This window comes from Streptomyces sp. NPDC014006 (assembly GCF_043088925.1).
Classification (GTDB): Bacteria; Actinomycetota; Actinomycetes; order Streptomycetales; family Streptomycetaceae; genus Streptomyces.
Genome location: NZ_JBICAJ010000015.1, coordinates 109,316 through 125,541 on the forward strand (window position 1 = coordinate 109,316; position 16,226 = coordinate 125,541).

The 16,226-nt window shown below is 72.4% G+C and carries 15 protein-coding genes; 7 read left to right on the top strand and 8 right to left on the bottom strand.

The features are described from left to right. Nucleotides 1–1,080, top strand: a complete 1,080-nt coding sequence (locus ACF1GV_RS36640; protein WP_391690009.1) for a Zn-dependent alcohol dehydrogenase — start codon at nt 1–3, stop codon at nt 1,078–1,080. A 193-nt stretch (nt 1,081–1,273) separates the two neighbouring features. Beyond that, nucleotides 1,274–2,596 (top strand): MFS transporter, encoded by a 1,323-nt coding sequence (locus ACF1GV_RS36645; protein ID WP_391690011.1) that lies wholly within the window; start codon nt 1,274–1,276, stop codon nt 2,594–2,596. Here the strand turns inward: ACF1GV_RS36645 and ACF1GV_RS36650 are convergent. The 3 genes from ACF1GV_RS36650 to ACF1GV_RS36660 all read right to left on the bottom strand — a co-directional run bounded on the left by ACF1GV_RS36650 (nt 2,588) and on the right by ACF1GV_RS36660 (nt 4,999). Further along, entirely contained in the window at nt 2,588–3,532 is a 945-nt protein-coding gene (locus ACF1GV_RS36650) for a DMT family transporter (protein WP_391690014.1), read from the bottom strand. The genes ACF1GV_RS36645 and ACF1GV_RS36650 overlap by 9 nt on opposite strands. Before the next feature lie 79 nt (nt 3,533–3,611). Beyond that, entirely contained in the window at nt 3,612–4,322 is a 711-nt protein-coding gene (locus ACF1GV_RS36655; protein WP_391690016.1) for an ArsR/SmtB family transcription factor, read from the bottom strand. Between the two features lie 47 nt (nt 4,323–4,369). Continuing rightward, a complete protein-coding gene (locus ACF1GV_RS36660; RefSeq protein ID WP_363266858.1) occupies nt 4,370–4,999 on the bottom strand; it encodes a TetR/AcrR family transcriptional regulator in 630 nt (209 codons plus the stop codon). A gap of 90 nt (nt 5,000–5,089) precedes the next feature. Here ACF1GV_RS36660 and ACF1GV_RS36665 point away from each other — a divergent pair, with 90 nt between their 5' ends. The 3 genes from ACF1GV_RS36665 to ACF1GV_RS36675 all read left to right on the top strand — a co-directional run bounded on the left by ACF1GV_RS36665 (nt 5,090) and on the right by ACF1GV_RS36675 (nt 7,339). Beyond that, a complete protein-coding gene (locus ACF1GV_RS36665; RefSeq protein WP_391690154.1) occupies nt 5,090–6,241 on the top strand; it encodes an acyl-CoA dehydrogenase family protein in 1,152 nt (383 codons plus the stop codon). Between the two features lie 68 nt (nt 6,242–6,309). Then, nucleotides 6,310–6,597: a YiaA/YiaB family inner membrane protein gene (locus tag ACF1GV_RS36670; protein WP_329261717.1), complete on the top strand. Its 288-nt coding sequence runs from the start codon at nt 6,310–6,312 to the stop codon at nt 6,595–6,597. A gap of 118 nt (nt 6,598–6,715) precedes the next feature. Beyond that, nucleotides 6,716–7,339 (top strand): TetR/AcrR family transcriptional regulator, encoded by a 624-nt coding sequence (locus tag ACF1GV_RS36675; RefSeq protein WP_391690021.1) that lies wholly within the window; start codon nt 6,716–6,718, stop codon nt 7,337–7,339. Between the two features lie 17 nt (nt 7,340–7,356). Here ACF1GV_RS36675 and ACF1GV_RS36680 read toward each other — a convergent pair whose 3' ends face one another. Next, nucleotides 7,357–7,818 (bottom strand): MaoC family dehydratase, encoded by a 462-nt coding sequence (locus ACF1GV_RS36680; protein WP_391690024.1) that lies wholly within the window; start codon nt 7,816–7,818, stop codon nt 7,357–7,359. Nucleotides 7,819–7,948: 130 nt separating this feature from the next. Between ACF1GV_RS36680 and soxR the strand changes: the two genes are divergently transcribed. Next, complete coding sequence (gene soxR / locus ACF1GV_RS36685; RefSeq protein WP_363266854.1) at nt 7,949–8,410, top strand: redox-sensitive transcriptional activator SoxR; 462 nt, start codon at nt 7,949–7,951, stop codon at nt 8,408–8,410. 22 nt (nt 8,411–8,432) lie between these two features. Here the strand turns inward: soxR and ACF1GV_RS36690 are convergent, their stop codons facing one another. Together ACF1GV_RS36690 and ACF1GV_RS36695 are read right to left on the bottom strand one after the other, a co-directional pair. Further along, nucleotides 8,433–9,503 (bottom strand): RNA ligase (ATP), encoded by a 1,071-nt coding sequence (locus ACF1GV_RS36690; protein ID WP_391690027.1) that lies wholly within the window; start codon nt 9,501–9,503, stop codon nt 8,433–8,435. Nucleotides 9,504–9,833: 330 nt separating this feature from the next. Next, nucleotides 9,834–10,436 (bottom strand): hypothetical protein, encoded by a 603-nt coding sequence (locus ACF1GV_RS36695; protein ID WP_391690030.1) that lies wholly within the window; start codon nt 10,434–10,436, stop codon nt 9,834–9,836. Nucleotides 10,437–10,693: 257 nt separating this feature from the next. On the opposite strand from ACF1GV_RS36695, the gene ACF1GV_RS36700 reads away from it, so the two are divergent. Further along, a complete protein-coding gene (locus tag ACF1GV_RS36700; RefSeq protein WP_391690033.1) occupies nt 10,694–13,483 on the top strand; it encodes a penicillin acylase family protein in 2,790 nt (929 codons plus the stop codon). 3 nt (nt 13,484–13,486) lie between these two features. Here ACF1GV_RS36700 and ACF1GV_RS36705 read toward each other — a convergent pair whose 3' ends face one another. Together ACF1GV_RS36705 and ACF1GV_RS36710 are read right to left on the bottom strand one after the other, a co-directional pair. Next, nucleotides 13,487–14,800, bottom strand: coding sequence for a serine-threonine protein kinase (locus ACF1GV_RS36705; RefSeq protein WP_391690036.1), 1,314 nt, complete (start codon nt 14,798–14,800; stop codon nt 13,487–13,489). A 152-nt stretch (nt 14,801–14,952) separates the two neighbouring features. Next, nucleotides 14,953–16,191: an exo-beta-N-acetylmuramidase NamZ domain-containing protein gene (locus ACF1GV_RS36710; RefSeq protein WP_391690039.1), complete on the bottom strand. Its 1,239-nt coding sequence runs from the start codon at nt 16,189–16,191 to the stop codon at nt 14,953–14,955. Nucleotides 16,192–16,226: the final 35 nt, after the last annotated feature.

Below are 16,226 nucleotides of genomic sequence, written 5' to 3' on the forward strand. Positions count from 1 at the left end.
GTGGTTCGCGCTGCCGTCCTGCCCGCCGTGGGTGCCCCGCTGGAGATCACGGACATCCAGCTGCCCGACCCCGGCCCCGGTCAGGTCCGGGTCCGTCTCGCCGCCGCCGGTGTCTGCCACTCCGACCTGTCGCTGTCCAACGGCACCATGCGCGTGCCGGTGCCCGCCGTGCTCGGCCACGAGGGCGCCGGCACGGTCGTCGCCGTCGGCGAGGGTGTCACGCATGTGTCGCCCGGTGACGGAGTCGTCCTCAACTGGGCCCCGGCCTGCGGAGGCTGTCCCGCGTGTGCGCGCGGCGAGGTGTGGCTGTGCGCCAACGCCCTCAACGGTGCCGCGGACATCCACGCCCGCACCGCCGACGGCACCGAGCTGCACCCCGGGCTCAACGTCGCCGCCTTCGCCGAGGAGACCGTCGTCGCCGCCTCCTGCGTGCTGCCGCTGCCGGCGGGCGTCCCGCTCACTGACGCGGCCCTGCTGGGCTGCGCGGTCCTCACCGGCTACGGCGCCGTCCACCACTCCGCGCAGGTGCGGCCGGGCGAGAGCGTCGCCGTGTTCGGCGTCGGGGGAGTGGGGCTGGCCACCCTCCAGTCCGCCCGGATCGCCGGGGCGTCGACGATCGTCGCGGTCGACGTCTCGCCCGAGAAGGAGGAGCTGGCCCGCGCCGCGGGCGCCACGCACTACGTCGTCGCCTCCGAGGACACCGCCCGTGAGATCCGCGCCCTGACCGGCAAGCAGGGCGTCGACGCGGCCGTGGAGTGCGTGGGCCGCGCGGTGTCGATCCGGGCCGCCTGGGACTCCACCCGGCGCGGCGGCCGCACCACGGTCGTCGGCATCGGCGGCAAGGACCAGCAGGTCACCTTCAGCGCCCTGGAGATCTTCCACTGGGGCCGCACGCTGTCCGGCTGCGTCTACGGCAACTGCGACCCGGCCGCCGACCTGCCGGTGCTCGCCGAACATGTGCGGGCCGGCCGCCTGGACCTGTCGGCGCTGGTGACCGAACGCATCGCGCTGGACGGCATCCCGGCGGCCTTCGAGAACATGCTCGCGGGCAAGGGAGGCCGCGCCCTGGTCGTGTTCTGACCCCGCGCGCACCCCGTCCCCGGCCGTCGGCGGCGGCCGGGGACGCCGGCGTGCGCGCTGCCGGAACGAGTGCCACGTACAGGTAAAAGTCGGGGTGCGCGACCCGTTGACGGCCATACCGTCCGGTCAGTACGGTCCCGGGAATTCGAGCCGCCCCCCATTCCGTCCCCCGCACCCACCGGAGTGTGCACGCATGGACACGGCACCTTCCGCTCAGCCGCTCACCACCACCGCACCCGCCACCGGCAACCGCCGCCGCGTCGCCACCGCCGCGGCCCTCGCCTCGGCGGTGGAGTGGTACGACTACTTCGTCTTCGGCATCGCCGCCGCGCTCGTCCTCGGCGACCTCTACTTCCCCGCCGGCAGCCCCTCCGCCGGGGTCCTCGCCTCCTTCGCCACCTTCGCCGTCGGCTTCCTCGCCCGCCCCCTCGGCGGCATCGTCGCCGGACACCTCGGCGACAAGCGGGGCCGCAAGCCCATGCTGGTCCTCGCGCTCACCCTCATGGGCCTGGCCACGACCGGCATCGGCCTGCTCCCGACGTACGACACGATCGGTGTCGCCGCCCCCGTCCTGCTGGTCGTCCTGCGCGTCGTGCAGGGCGTGGCCGTGGGCGCGCAGTGGGGCGGAGCCATGCTGCTCGCCACCGAGTACGCCCCCGAGGGCAAGCGCGGCATCTACGGCAGCGTCGTCCAACTCGGCGTCCCCATCGGCGTGGTGACCGCCAACACCGTCTTCCTGCTGGCCGGCGCCTTCACCTCCGACGCCGCCTTCGCGTCCTGGGCCTGGCGCATCCCGTTCCTGGCGGGCCTGCTCGTGCTGGTCCTCGCCTGGTACATCCACACCCGCGTCGAGGAGACTCCCGAGTTCCGGCAGGCCGAACAGGCGCTCGCCCAACGGGAGAAGACCGAGACCGCCTCACCGCTGCGCGCGATCCTGCGCCACCACCTCGGCACGGTGCTGCTGGCCGGCGGCTCCTTCGCCGTGAACACCGCGACCTTCTACATCCTCATCACCGGCGTCCTCGACTACACGACCCGCGAACTGCACATGAACCGCGGCGCCGTGCTCACCGTCTCCCTGTGCGTCAGCCTCACCCAGCTGGTGCTGATCCCCGCCTCCGCCGCGCTGTCCGACCGGGTCGGCCGCATCCGGATCTACGCCTTCGGCGCGGTCGGCATCGCTCTGTGGGCCGTACCGCTGTTCCTGCTGATCGACACCGGTTCGCTGCTGTGGCTCGCCGTCGGTACCTTCGTCGCCAGCTGCTTCCTCAGCATCATGTACGGCCCGCAGGCCGCCCTCTTCGCCGAACTGTTCACGCCGGAGATGCGCTACACCGGTGCCTCCCTCGGCTACCAGATCGCCGCGGTGGCCGGCGGTGGTCTGGCGCCCTTCGTGATGGTGCTGCTGCTGGAGGCGACCGGCACCTCGATGTCCGTCGCCGGCTACATCATCGGCCTGTCGGTCATCGCCCTGCTGTCCATCAAGGTGCTCGCCTCACGCGCGCGTTCACGCTGACTCGCGGGCCTTCTCGGGTCGTGACGACCCTGCCGTCACGACCCGGGCGGCCCGCGACCGGGAGCGGGAGACCGCCACTCCGGCCAGGCACAGCACACCGCCCACCAGCGTGAACAGCCCCGGCACCTCACCGAGCGCCAGCCACGACATCAGCACCACCAGCGCGGGCACCGCGTACGTCGTCGCGCCCATCCGGCTCGCCGTCGTCCGGGCCAGCGCGTACGCCCACGTCGTGAAGGCCAGCGCGGTCGGGAACACGCCCAGGTAGACCATGTTCAGCGTGGCCGACACCGGGGCGCCGGCCGCCTCGTGCACCAGCTGCCCGGCGAACGGCAGGCACACCACCGCACCGATCAGAGAACCGAACGTGGTCGCCTGCAGCGGGGTCGCCTTCCCCAGCGCCGGCTTCTGCGCGACGACACCGCCCGCGTAGGCGATGGCGGCCAGCAGGCACAACGCCACTCCGAGCACCGAGGAGCCACCGCCGCCGGACATCGACAGACCCACGGTCACCGCGCCCGCGAAGGACACCGCCATCCCCGCCAGCAGCCGCGGCGGCATCGGGTCGCCGAGCAGCCGGGAGCCGAGCAGCGCGATCAGGATCGGCCCGATGTTCACCACCAGGGCGGCCGTACCGGCGTCCACCTGCTGCTCGCCCCAGTTCAGCACGACCATGTACAAGCCGAACCACAGCACCCCGGAAATCACGATCCCGCGCCAGGCGGCCCGCGGTGGCCACCCCTCGCGCCGTATCAGGCAGATCAGGCCGAGCGCCGGCGCGCCCGACAGCAGGCGCCCGAGGGCCAGGGCGCCGGGGGAGTAGGCGGCGCCCGCGCTGCGGATGGAGACGAAGGCGGAGGCCCACAGGACCACGGTCACCGTGGCCGCGCCCGTGGCGAGCAGTTCGGTGCGGCGGGACGGGGAGGTGCTCATCATGCTCCCGAGGCTAGGAGGACCGAGGTGAGGGGGCTCGCGGTTTTCGGGCCTGACGGTGGGTGCCGTGCAGGAGGGACGGTCAGCGCAGCGCGGCGGGCTCGATGCCCAGCAGTTCCGACAAGGCGCGCTCGCCGCTCGCCGTCACCTTCACCGCCCGCTCGGAGCCGATCCGTACGCACCAGCCGGCGTCCAGGGCGTGCCGGCACAGGGCGGCGCCCGCGATTCCGGCCAGGTGCGGCCGGCGCTCGGTCCAGTCGAGGCAGGCCCGGGCGAGCGGACGGCGCGCCGAGCGCTTCAGGCCGATGCCGGCGCATCCGAACCAGGTCACCCCCGCGTCCGTGAGCGCGAATCCCGTGTCCTGCCGCAGCAGTCCGCGCGCGGTGAGGGCGTCCGTGACCGCGATGCCGAGCCGGCCGGCGAGATGGTCGTAGCAGGTGCGCCCGCGGGCCATGGCCGACCCGGCGCTCACCGCGCGCAGCGACCGCGGCCGTACGACGGCGTCCTGCGCGACCTGCCCGGCCAGGTCCTCCACGAGCTGCGCGACCCGGGCGTCGGCGAGCCGTACGTACCGGTGGCGGCCCTGGCGTTCCTCGGCGAGCAGGCCGCCCGCGACGAGCTTGCCGAGGTGCTCGCTGAGCGTGGACGCGGCGACCCCGGCGTGCCGGGCCAGCTCACCCGCGGTCCACGCCCGTCCGTCGAGCAGCGCGAGCAGGCAGGCGGCCCGGGTCTCGTCCGCGATCAGCGCGGCCAGCCGGGCCAGGCCCGGGGCTTGGGGATCCCTGGTGGTCATGCGCTCCAGCATGAGGCACCGATGCTTCGGCGCCCACCGAAGTGTCGTTACAGCAGCGCGTACTGCTGGGCCAGTCCGTCGAGCAGTGCCGTCAGACCGGTCTCGAAGGCCCGCTCGTCGATCTTCTCCTGCTGCTCGGCGAGCAGATGGGCCTGGCCGAGGTGCGGGTAGTCGGCGGGGTCGTAGGCGCTCGGGTCCTCGACGAAGCCGGCCGCGAACGAGCCGAGCGCGGAGCCCATGATGAAGTACCGCATCAGCGCGCCGATGCTGGTCGCCTGGGCCGGTGGCCAGCCCGCGTCCACCATGGCGCCGTAGACCGCGTCGGCGAGCCGCAGGCCCGCCGGGCGGCGGCCGGGGCCGCGGGCCAGGACCGGGACGATGTTCGGATGGTCGCGCAGGGCGGCCCGGTAGGAGACGGCCCAGTCGTGCAGCGCGGTCCGCCAGTCCCTGCCGTCCTCGAACATCGACAGGTCGACCTGGGCGCTCACCGAGTCCGCGACCGCCTCCAGGATCTCGTCCTTGGTGCGGAAGTGGTTGTACAGCGACGGCCCGCTCACTCCCAGCTCGGCGGCGAGGCGGCGGGTGGAGACCGCCGCGAGCCCCTCGGTGTCGACGAGTTCCCGCGCCGTGTCGACGATGCGGTCGGTGCTCAGCAGGGGCTTGCGCGGTCGGGCCATGGCGCACATAGTAGGGCTGCACATCGAAACTAGCAGTGCTAATTTAAATGTGCAGTTTTCAAGGTCCTTTGTCTGTGGGGTGATCGCGTGGTGAACCTGGAGCTGAGCGAGGAGCAGGTGGCAGTCCGCCGGCTCGCGCGGGACTTCGTGGAGCGGGAGATCGCCCCCAACGTCGTCGCGTGGGACCGAGCCGAGGAGGTCGACCGGGCCATCGTGAAGAAGCTCGGCGAGCTCGGCTTCCTGGGCCTGACGATCGACGAGGAGTACGGCGGCTCCGGCGGCGACCACCTCGCGTACTGCCTGGTCACCGAGGAGCTGGGCCGCGGTGACTCCTCCGTGCGCGGGATCGTCTCCGTCTCCCTCGGCCTGGTCGCCAAGACGATCGCCGCCTGGGGGAGCGAGGAGCACAAGCGGCGGTGGCTGCCCGGGCTCACCGCCGGCGAACTCGTCGGCTGCTTCGGCCTCACGGAGCCCGGCACCGGCTCCGACGCGGGCAACCTCGCCACCCGGGCGGTGCGCGACGGCGGCGACTACGTCCTCAACGGCACCAAGATGTTCATCACCAACGGCACCTGGGCCGACGTCGTGCTGCTCTTCGCCCGCTCCACCGACGCCCCCGGCCACAAGGGCGTGACCGCCTTCCTCGTCCCCACCGACACGCCCGGCCTGACCCGCCGCACCATCCACGGCAAGCTCGGCCTGCGCGGCCAGGCCACCGCCGAGCTGGTCCTCGAGGACGTGCGCGTCCCGGCGTCGGCGATGCTGGGCGAGGAGGGGCAGGGCTTCAAGGTCGCCATGTCCGCCCTCGCCAAGGGCCGGATGTCGGTGGCGGCCGGCTGCGTCGGCATCGCCCAGGCCGCGCTGGACGTCGCCGTGCGCTACGCCGGTGAGCGCGAGCAGTTCGGCAAGACCATCGCCCGCCATCAGCTGGTGCAGGAGCTGATCAGCGACATCGCCGTCGACGTCGACGCGGCCCGGCTGCTGACCTGGCGCGTCGCCGACCTCATCGACCGCGGGCAGCCGTTCGCCGTGGAGTCCTCCAAGGCAAAACTGTTCGCCTCCGAGGCCGCGGTGCGCGCCGCCAACAACGCCCTGCAGGTCTTCGGCGGCTACGGCTACATCGACGAGTACCCGGCGGGCAAGCTGCTGCGCGACGCTCGTGTGATGACCCTCTACGAGGGCACCAGCCAGATCCAGAAGCTGGTGATCGGGCGGGCGCTGACCGGCGTGTCGGCGTTCTGAGCGGCTTTGAGTACGTCCTGAGTATCTCGGCGGATGTGGCGGGCGCCACGTCCGCCGAGGCTTGTCCCATGAGTGACACACCGGTCAAGCAGCAGAGCACGGCAGCCTTCTACGGCCAGGCCGTCGCCTCCTTCGCCGTGGCCATGGCCGCCACCGCCGTCGGCATCTTCCGGCTGAACGCCGACGCCTGGGTGCGCGGCTTCCTCGCCATCGCCGTCCTCTACCTCGTCACCTCCGCCTTCACCCTGGCCAAGGTGATCCGGGACCGGCAGGAGGCCGGGCAGATCGTCAGCCGCGTCGACCAGGCCCGGCTGGAGAAACTGCTCGCCGACCACGACCCCTTCGAAAAGCTCTGACGTCGCAGCCCGGCGCCGGGCCGCGAGTCTTTCCGCCCCGATCCGCCGCCTGCTCTAAGCGGCCGCTCAGCTTCGGCGGTATGGTGGTGTCCCTGTCACCGGAAGGGGCGAGCAGCAGATGAGTACGGCGGAGGAGACGGCCGGCGGCGAGAGTGAGCCGTGGGACGAGGTCACCCCTGAAGCGGCCCGGCGGCTGCTGGTCGCCGCCGTGGATGCCTTCGCCGAGCGGGGCTACCACGCGACGACCACCCGCGACATCGCGGGCCGCGCCGGCATGAGCCCGGCAGCGCTCTACATCCACTACAAGACCAAGGAGGAGCTCCTCCACCGCATCAGCCGCATCGGCCACGACCGCGCGCTGAGCATTCTGCGCACGGCGGCCCGCGGCGAGGGCAGTGCGACCGAGCGGCTCGCCGAGGGCGTCAGCTCGTTCGTCCGCTGGCACGCGGGCCGGCGCACCACCGCCCGGGTCGTGCAGTACGAACTCGACGCGCTCGGCCCCGAGGCCCGCGCCGAGATCCTCGCGCTGCGCCGCCAGGTCGACGCCGAGGTGCGGGGCATCATCGAGGAGGGCGTGGCGAGCGGCGAGTTCGACGTGCTGGACGTGCACGGCACCACCCTCGCCGTGCTCTCGCTGTGCATCGACGTCGCGCGCTGGTTCAACGTGGACGGCCCCCGCACGCCGGAGGAGGTCGGCGCGCTCTACGCCGACCTCGTGCTCCGGATGGTGGGAGCCAAGTAGGCCGCGCCGCGCGGGCTCTAGACGTAGTACCGGGCCACCGACTCCGCGACGCACACCGGCTTGTCGCCGCCCTCGCGCTCCACGGTGAAGGCGATGCTCACCTGCACCCCGCCCGGCACGTCCTCCACGCCCGTGATCGCCGCCGTGGCGCGTAGCCGGGAGCCGACCGGGACGGGGGCGGGGAAGCGGACCTTGTTGGTGCCGTAGTTGACGCCCATCTTCACGCCCTCGACCGCGATCAGCTGGGGGCCGAAGAGGGGCAGCAGCGACAGGGTGAGGTAGCCGTGCGCGATGGTGGTCCCGAACGGGCCGGAGGCGGCCTTCTCCGGGTCGACGTGGATCCACTGGTGGTCGCCGGTGGCGTCAGCGAACAGATCGATCCGCTTCTGGTCGATCTCCAGCCAGTCGGTGTACCCCAGCTGCTCGCCCACCGCCGCCTTGAGCTCGTCGGTGGACGTGAAGATCCTCGGCTCTGCCATGGTCCGGCCTCTCGCGTCGCCTGTCGGGGAATCGACCCCACAATGTCTAAGCAACTGCTTAGCATGGTCGCGCGAGCGGCCGCTGTCAACGGCGCACAGTCCCCGCGGTGCGGTCGGTAGGCTTCGAGGAGTGCCTCAGATTCCCGAGAAGATCCATGAGCTCACCGTCGGGCAGCTGTCCGCCCGCAGCGGCGCCGCCGTCTCAGCCCTGCACTTCTACGAGGCCAAGGGGCTGATCAGCAGTCGCCGCACCTCGGGCAACCAGCGCCGCTACACCCGCGACACCCTGCGCCGGGTCGCCTTCATCCGCGCCGCCCAGCGCGTCGGCATCCCGCTGGCCACGATCCGTGACGCCCTCGCCCAGCTCCCCGAGGAGCGCACGCCGACCCGCGAGGACTGGGCGCGGCTGTCGGAGACCTGGCGCTCGGAACTGGACGAGCGCATCAAGCAGCTCAACCGGCTGCGCGACCACCTCACCGACTGCATCGGCTGCGGCTGCCTGTCCCTGGAGAACTGCGTGCTGTCCAACCCCGACGACGTGTTCGGTGAGCGCCTGACCGGATCCCGGCTCATGGCGGAGCCGAAGCGCTGACGCTCCGGCTCCCGCCCGGGCCCTACTCGAACTCGGTGCCGCCCTTGCGGGTCAGATACGCCGGGCTCACCGCCTTGGCGATCGCCCGGCCCCCGGTCACCGGGCTGTACCGCTCGCGGGCGGGCCGTACGACCACGCCCTCCCGCAGATGCAGCCCGCGCCCGGAGACGGTCTCCCGCCCACTGGCCCACTCCAGCACCCGCTCGATGGCGAACGGCCCCTCGTACAGCCGCGGCACCAGCGGCAGCTCCCCGTCGAGCAGCGTGGCCGCGTCCAGCCACCGCACCGACCCGTCGATCTCCGCGGACACGTCGAACACGGCGTACCCCAGCGCGTGGTCCCGGCGCCCGTCGGCCCCGTACGCCAGGTCCTGTACGCCCGCCCCGTAGACCTCGCCGAAGATACCGACCCGGCGCGCGCCCAGCCGCCGCGCGAGCCGGGCCGCCGCCTCGGCGACACCGTGCGCCCGCACGGCCCGCCAGTACAGGTTGCGCGCGTCCTCCTTCAGCGCCAGCGACTTGGCGCCGAAGCCCTTGGACGACACGTACACGCGGTCGTCGTCGGCCACATACGTCACCAGGCACGCGGACCCGTGCAGTTTCTCCGTGAGCACCACCGGCTCGCCCGGCGCGAAGACGTCCGGGTACCGCTGGATGTTCTCGATGTCGACCCACGGCAGCAGCTCGGGCGCGGACTCCACCTCACCGTCCATCGTGGGCGGCACCGGCGGCACCCACTTGGTGATGCCGAGCAGCGCCGCGAAGTCGGTGCCGTCCTTCGCGGCCTGCGCCAGGTCGACACCGGCCAGCGCCTTCGGCCGGCACACGATGCCCTGCGACAACTCCCCGCGCAGCCGCACCGCCTTGACCCGGTTCGCCGCGCCACCCGCCAGACGCCCGGTCAGCCCCAGCTCCTCGATCAGGTCCGCGGGCAGCACGGCCTGCTCGGGGATGTAGACGGCGGCCTCACCCGTGCGATACGCGCCCTTGGCGACCACCGCGCGGTACAGGCCCACCTGGGCCAGCTCCAGCGCGTCGGCGTCGGGATGCTCGTGCACGGTCAGCACTTCGGCGGTGACGCGGAGCGTCGACATCGGTAACTCCCTGCTCGATCAGCGGTGTTCATCACCTCTGACTCTCCACGAGCCAAACCGCTGGATCGAACGGATTACCGCCTGCTAACGTCCTGCGCGCCACGGCGTCGGCGCACCCGCGTACAGCGGGAAGGTGCCGGGGCGGGGGGTGTCCGCCCCGGCCCCGACTCGCAACGCACCGCAGGCGCCACAGCAACCGGCCACCGGACAGCGACGGGCCGCCGCAGCACCCAAGGGGTGCGGGGAACGGCGCGGGCAACCACGACGCACCCGCACGGGCCGCCGAAGGCATTCACGCCGGGCCACGCCGCCGCAGGCATGCACGCCGGGTCACGCCGACACCAGCACCCTCCCGCTCCGCGCGTACGCCAACGCCTCCGGAGTGAGCACCGGCCGCGGCACCAGGATCCCGCAGTGAACACAAACCGGCCCCGCGGAGGGCTCGTGGTCCAGGCCGTAGCGCCACACCAGGCGGGAGCCGTCGCACACCGGGCAGGTCGCGCCCGGCTCGCGCTCCAGCGCCGCGATGATCCGGCGCAGCACCTCCGCCAGCGGCTCGCGCGGATGCACCCGTGGGTCGTCGCACCAGGCGACCCCGAATCCGCCCCAGGTCATCCGGTGCCAGTCGTCCACGCTGCCCGGCCTGCGCAGCCCGTCGTGCTTCTCCTTCCTGCGCCGCTCGGCGAACTCCACCTCATAGGCGAGCCACACCGACCGCGCCTCCTCCAGCTCGCCCAGCGCGGCCACGAGCCGCGCCGGGTCGGCCGACCTGTCCTCGGGTCCGAACCCCCACCGGGTGCACAAGTGGTCCCAGGTCGCCCTGTGCCCGTAGGGCGCGAACCGTTCGAGGCACTTGCGCAACGAGTAGCGGCGTAGCGCCAGATCGCTCCGCGGATCACGTACCTGTCTCGCCAGACTCCGGAAACCGGCCATCGCCTTGCACCTCCGTCACACCTGCACCTGTACTTCGGTCACGTCGGCGTCGTCGTGCGGACGTCGCCGAATAGACGTATCGACACGCGATTCGGCTCCATCCGTTTTCCGATGCCGTCCATAAGCGCCCCCCGCTTGACGCCCGACTTCCCCCGCACCAACAGGAGTTGACCTCCAAACTTGACGCATGTTCATCTTCAAACGCGGGGATACCGCCGGTAACATCCGGCCAGCCCCCACGTCGGTAGGAGCCGCCCATGTCTTGGCGCACCGCACGAAGCCCGCTGGACAGACTGAGAACTCCCCGCAGATTCCCCGGGTTCCTGAAGACCGCCTCGGTATGCGTCCTTGTTGCCGGGCTTTTGTCACCCTTTTCCCAAACCGCGGCGGCAGCCACCGAGGCTACCGCCGCCAACGACCACTGCACGGGGCAGTGTTCGGACATCCTGCCGCCCGGTGAGAACGGCAACGCCACCCTCGCCCAGATCCTGCTCAACCAGGCCTTCGGCACCCAGCCGGGCCACGCCGAGGACCAGCTCGGCCCCTACGCGAACCTGGCCGGCGGCTACCCGTCGCTGACCACCGACAAGATCAACACCTTCTTCAACGACGCCTCCTTCGGCGTGGCCGCCGACCAGGTCGCGTCCGCGCTCAAACCCGCGGGCCGCGGCGACGTCACGATCGTCCGCGACAAGAAGACGGGCGTGCCGCACATCACCGGCACCACCCGCTACGGCACCGAGTTCGGCGCCGGCTACGCCGCGGCCCAGGACCGGCTGTGGCTGATGGACGTCTTCCGGCACGTCGGACGCGGTCAGCTGACCTCCTTCGCGGGCGGCGCGCCCTCCAACCAGGGCCTGGAACAACAGTTCTGGCGCAACGCTCCCTACACCGAGGCCGAACTGCAGGCCCAGATCGACCGGGCCGTCGCCACCGCCAGCGCCCGCGGGCAGCAGGCGCTGGCCGACGTGGGCGCCTACCTCGACGGCGTCAACGCCTACATCGACGCCTCCGACAGCGGCCGCTACTTCCCCGGCGAGTACGTCCTGACCGGCCACAAGGACTCCATCACCAACGCCGGCACCATCGAGCACTTCAAGGTCACCGACATGGTCGCGCTGGCCTCCGTGATCGGCTCGCTGTTCGGTTCCGGCGGCGGCGGTGAGGTGAACAACGCCCTCTCCCTGCTCGCCGCCCAGCAGAAGTACGGCGTGACGGAGGGCACCCGGGTCTGGGAGTCCTTCCGCGAGCGCAACGACCCCGAGGCCGTCCTCACCCTGCACGACGGCGAGCGCTTCCCCTACGCCACCCGGCCCGAGGACCCGCAGGGCGAGGCCCTGCCGGACGCCGGTTCGGTCACCGAGGAACCGCTCGTCTTCGACCGCACCGGCAGCGCGGCCACGGCCGGCGCGCGCACGACGTCCAGGACGGCCGCGAGCAGCGCGGTGTCCTCGGCCCGGCGCGGTATGTCCAACGCCCTCGTCGTCAGCGGCGCGCACACCGCGAGTGGTCACCCCGTGGCCGTGTTCGGCCCGCAGACCGGCTACTTCGCGCCCCAGCTGCTGATGCTCCAGGAGATCCAGGGCCCGGGCCTGAGCGCCCGCGGCGCCTCCTTCGCCGGGCTGAGCATGTACGTCGAACTCGGCCGCGGCCAGGACTACGCCTGGAGCGCCACCACGTCCGGCCAGGACATCATCGACACCTACGCCGTCGAGCTGTGCCAGGACGACCACCACTACCTCTACCGCGGCACCTGCACGCCGATGGACCAGGTCGAGCGGAAGAACGCGTGGAAGCCGACCGTCGCCGACGGCACCGCGGCCGGCTCCTACGCGATGCGGGTGTGGCGCACCAAGTACGGCCCCGTGCAGTACCGGGCCACCGTGGGCGGCAAGAAGGTCGCCTACACCACTCTGCGCTCGTCCTACCTGCACGAGGCCGACTCCATCATCGGCTTCCAGATGCTCAACGACCCGGACTACGTCAAGGGGCCGAAGGACTTCCAGAGCGCGGTGCAGCACATCAACTACACCTTCAACTGGTTCTACGCCGACGCCGCGCACACCGCGTACTACAACAGCGGCGACAACCCGGTCCGTGCGGGCGGCGTCGACGCCGACTTCCCGGTGTGGGCGCGGGCCGCGTACGAGTGGCGCGACTGGGACCCGGCGTACAACACCGCCTCCTACACCCCGCCGTCCGCGCACCCCAACTCCGTCGACCAGGACTACTACATCTCCTGGAACAACAAGCAGGCCGAGGACTACGCGGCCGCACCCTGGGGCGAGGGGTCCGTGCACCGCGGCAACCTCCTCGACGACCGGGTGAAGAAGCTGGTCGCGGCCGGCGGCGTCACCCGCGCGTCCCTGACGCGGGCGATGGCCGAGGCGGGCCTGACCGACCTGCGCGCGGAGGACGTCGCGGCGGACCTGCTGAAGGTCATCAACAGCGCCCCGGTGACCGACCCGACGGCCGCGGCGGCCGTCGAGAAGCTGCAGGGCTGGCTCGCCGCGGGCGCCCGGCGCACCGAGACCTCGGCCGGGTCGAAGACGTACGCCGACGCCGACGCGATCCGCGTCCTGGACGCGTGGTGGCCGCTGCTGGTGAAGGCCGAGTTCGAGCCGGGCCTCGGCACCGGCCTGTACACCGCCATCAGCCGCAACCTGCCGATCGACGAGGCCCCGTCGGCCGGCCACGGCCCCACCGGGGCGCACGCCGGAAGCTCCTTCCAGTACGGCTGGTGGAGCTATGTCGACAAGGACGTCCGCGCGGTGCTCGGGGAGCCGGTGCGGGGCCCGCTGGCGCACAAGTTCTGCGGCGGCGGCAACCTCGCAGCCTGCCGCGACCTGCTCGTCAGCACGCTGAAGGAGGCCGCCGGCAAGTCCGCCGCCCAGGTCTACCCGGGCGACGACCAGTGCTCCGCGGGCGACCAGTGGTGCGCGGACGCGATCGTCCAGCGCACGCTGGGCGGCATCAAGCACGGGAGGATCAGCTGGCAGAACCGGCCGACCTACCAGCAGGTGGTGGAGTTCACCTCACACCGGTGACGTTCAGGCGGCGGGCCGGGCGATCCGGCCCGCCGCCGCCACGACCCGCGCCAGCTCGGGGTGCAGGATGTCGCCGTGCGCCCCGGCCGGCGGGCCGCCGTGGCAGACCACAGCCGCCGCGTCCACGTTCACACAGCCCGACGCGGGAAGCGGCCCGCGCAGCGCTTCGGCGAGCGTCATCGCGCGCGTGCCGGGCACCGCCTGCACCCCGTCGTAGCCCATCGCGCCCCACTTCACGCCGAGCAGCTGCCCGACGCCGAACTCCTCCACCGCCCCCTGCGCGTCACCCGCCATCCTCGACGCCAGCGGGTAGAACGTGCCGAGCGCCGTGTCGTGCCGCGAGTGACAGCACACCACCGGGCCGTCCACCCGGTGCTGCTGGCCCTGGAGCACCCCTCCCGCGCGCGGGTCGTACGGCAGCCGGGAGGCGAACGCGTAGTGCGAGAAGGCGCCCTGCAGCAGCGTCACCGAGGCCACCGCGCGCACCCCGTCGGGCAGTCCGCGCAGTGCGAACGACACCAGCCGAGCGCCGAAGCTGTGACCCACCAGATGCACCCGCACCCCGGGCACGGCGGCGGCCAGCTCGCCGACGACCCGCCCGAGCCCGCGCTCGCCGACGGTCCCCGCGCGCCGCTTCATCGCGTAGTACGCCGCCTGCCGCAGCAGCTCATGGGCCCCGTCCCAGGGGTTGGGCAGTCCAAAACCCTCCGTGCCCGCCAGCGCCCCCGTGAATTCGCCGCACACCTCCGCAGTCGGCCGCGTGAACATCGCCGGCTCGTCCTGCGGCACGCCCTCCGCCACCGTGTCGGCGGCGAACAGCGCCTGCGGGCCGGGCGCCACGACCTCCACCAGCAGCCGCACCAGCCGCCCGAACTCGGCCAGTTCGGCCTCCTCGCCCGGCTGCTGCTCCAGCAGCCGCCCGATCTGCTCGACGACCGGCGCCCGCCCGGGGAAGCTCTCCAGCAGCGCGTGCCGGGTGTCCTTGTCGAGCGCCGGGCCGCGCGTCGGCTCGGCGGCGAGTGCCCGCGGGAAGTCGGGGATCGGCTCGTCGGAGAACCGCATCGACGGCCAGATCACCCCCACGTACCCGATCCGCGCGCCCGGCGTCAGCTCGGGGAAGGGTGCGAAGAAGCGGCTGTAGATCCGGGTTGCGGCCGAGCGGTCCTCGTTCCAGCCGTGGGCGAACACCACCAGGTCGCGCACGTGGCGCCCGGCCACCTCGGCCAGCAGCCGGTCCCGCTCCGCGCGGTCGACGTCGCCGTCCGCGTCGAAGGTCAGCTCCCAGTACGGCGTCACACTCATCGCCGGCTCTGCCATGACGGACTCCTTCGTCCCCCGACGTGCTGCGCGTTGTGGCGCATCGTCCTGCGAGCGGGGGAGATTGGCCATACGTCGCGGCAGCACCGGTACGACGGGTCTTCCCCGGGTACGGGTGTTTCGGCGCGCCCTTCGTCACGGGTACGGCTTGGTCACCGGTACAGCAGATACCGCTCCCGCACCCGCCGGAAGGCCGCCAGCTCGCCCTGCCAGCCCCTGACGACCTCGTCCGTGTCCGCGCCCGCGTCGATCGCCGTGCGCACCGCGGTGGAACCGGTCAGCTTGTCGATCCAGTTGTCGGAGCGCCAGGCGAAGCCGCTCCAGACCTGCTTGGCGGTCACCAGCAGGGCGATTCCGGTGCGCACCGGGTCGTAGGCCGCCCGGTCGTTCACATGGATCTGCACGCCACCGATCGTCTTGCCCTGGAACTTGGAGAAGGTCGGCGCGAAGTACGCCTCCCGGAAGCGCACTCCGGGCAGGCCGAGCGCGTTCGCGGCCGCCGCCCAGCGCCCGTCGACGCCTTCCGCGCCCAGCAGTTCGAAGGGACGGGTCGTGCCGCGCCCCTCGGACAGGTTGGTGCCCTCGAACAGGCAGGTGCCGGAGTAGACGAGCGCGGTGTCCGGCGTCGGCATGTTCGGGCTCGGCGGCACCCACGGCAGGCCCGAGGCGTCGTAGAACTCCGTCCGCTTCCAGCCGGTCATCGTCACCGTCTCCAGCGGCACCGGCGTGCTCAGGAACTCCCCGTTGAACAGCCGGGCCAGCTCCGCGACCGTCATGCCGTGCGCCTGCGCGATCGGCTGCCGGCCGACGAAGGTCGCGAACTCCTTGTGCAGCACCGGGCCGAGGGCGGCGCGTCCGGTGACCGGGTTGGGCCGGTCCAGCACCACGAACCGCTTGCCCGCCGCGGCGGCGGCCTCCATGCAGTCGTAGAGCGTCCAGATGTACGTGTAGAAGCGGGCGCCCGCGTCCTGGATGTCGAAGACGACCGTGTCCACGCCGGAGGCGGTGAACACGTCGGCGAGCGGCCCGCCGCTCTTGAGGTAGGTGTCGTACACCGGCAGACCGGTCGCCGGGTCGTCGTAGCGGCCCTCGGAGCCGCCGGCCTGCGCGGTGCCGCGGAAGCCGTGCTCGGGGCCGAAGACCGCCCGCAGGTCGACGCGAGGATCGGCGTGCAGGACGTCGACGATGTGGCGGGCGTCGCGGGTGACGCCGGTCGGGTTCGTGACGATCCCGACCCGCCGGCCGGCCAGCAGTGCGTAGCCGTCGTCGGCGAGGCGCTCGAAGCCCGTGCGCAGCCGGCGGCCTGCGCCCGGCGGAGCCGCCTGCGCCGGGGCCGCCGACGCCGCCACCGCGGCGGCGCTCGCGAGCACGCTTCGTCTGGACAGCTTCATACGACGACCTCCGTGACCCGGCGTGTCATGCCCAC

What these genes read in the sequence shown, in the direction of transcription:
- ACF1GV_RS36645 (WP_391690011.1), top strand. Translation starts at nt 1,274, where the DNA reads ATGGACACGGCACCTTCCGCTCAGCCGCTCACCACCACCGCACCCGCC.
- ACF1GV_RS36650 (WP_391690014.1), bottom strand. Translation starts at nt 3,532, where the DNA reads ATGATGAGCACCTCCCCGTCCCGCCGCACCGAACTGCTCGCCACGGGC.
- ACF1GV_RS36655 (WP_391690016.1), bottom strand. Translation starts at nt 4,322, where the DNA reads ATGACCACCAGGGATCCCCAAGCCCCGGGCCTGGCCCGGCTGGCCGCG.
- ACF1GV_RS36660 (WP_363266858.1), bottom strand. Translation starts at nt 4,999, where the DNA reads ATGGCCCGACCGCGCAAGCCCCTGCTGAGCACCGACCGCATCGTCGAC.
- ACF1GV_RS36670 (WP_329261717.1), top strand. Translation starts at nt 6,310, where the DNA reads ATGAGTGACACACCGGTCAAGCAGCAGAGCACGGCAGCCTTCTACGGC.
- ACF1GV_RS36675 (WP_391690021.1), top strand. Translation starts at nt 6,716, where the DNA reads ATGAGTACGGCGGAGGAGACGGCCGGCGGCGAGAGTGAGCCGTGGGAC.
- ACF1GV_RS36680 (WP_391690024.1), bottom strand. Translation starts at nt 7,818, where the DNA reads ATGGCAGAGCCGAGGATCTTCACGTCCACCGACGAGCTCAAGGCGGCG.
- ACF1GV_RS36690 (WP_391690027.1), bottom strand. Translation starts at nt 9,503, where the DNA reads ATGTCGACGCTCCGCGTCACCGCCGAAGTGCTGACCGTGCACGAGCAT.
- ACF1GV_RS36695 (WP_391690030.1), bottom strand. Translation starts at nt 10,436, where the DNA reads ATGGCCGGTTTCCGGAGTCTGGCGAGACAGGTACGTGATCCGCGGAGC.
- ACF1GV_RS36700 (WP_391690033.1), top strand. Translation starts at nt 10,694, where the DNA reads ATGTCTTGGCGCACCGCACGAAGCCCGCTGGACAGACTGAGAACTCCC.
- ACF1GV_RS36705 (WP_391690036.1), bottom strand. Translation starts at nt 14,800, where the DNA reads ATGGCAGAGCCGGCGATGAGTGTGACGCCGTACTGGGAGCTGACCTTC.
- ACF1GV_RS36710 (WP_391690039.1), bottom strand. Translation starts at nt 16,191, where the DNA reads ATGAAGCTGTCCAGACGAAGCGTGCTCGCGAGCGCCGCCGCGGTGGCG.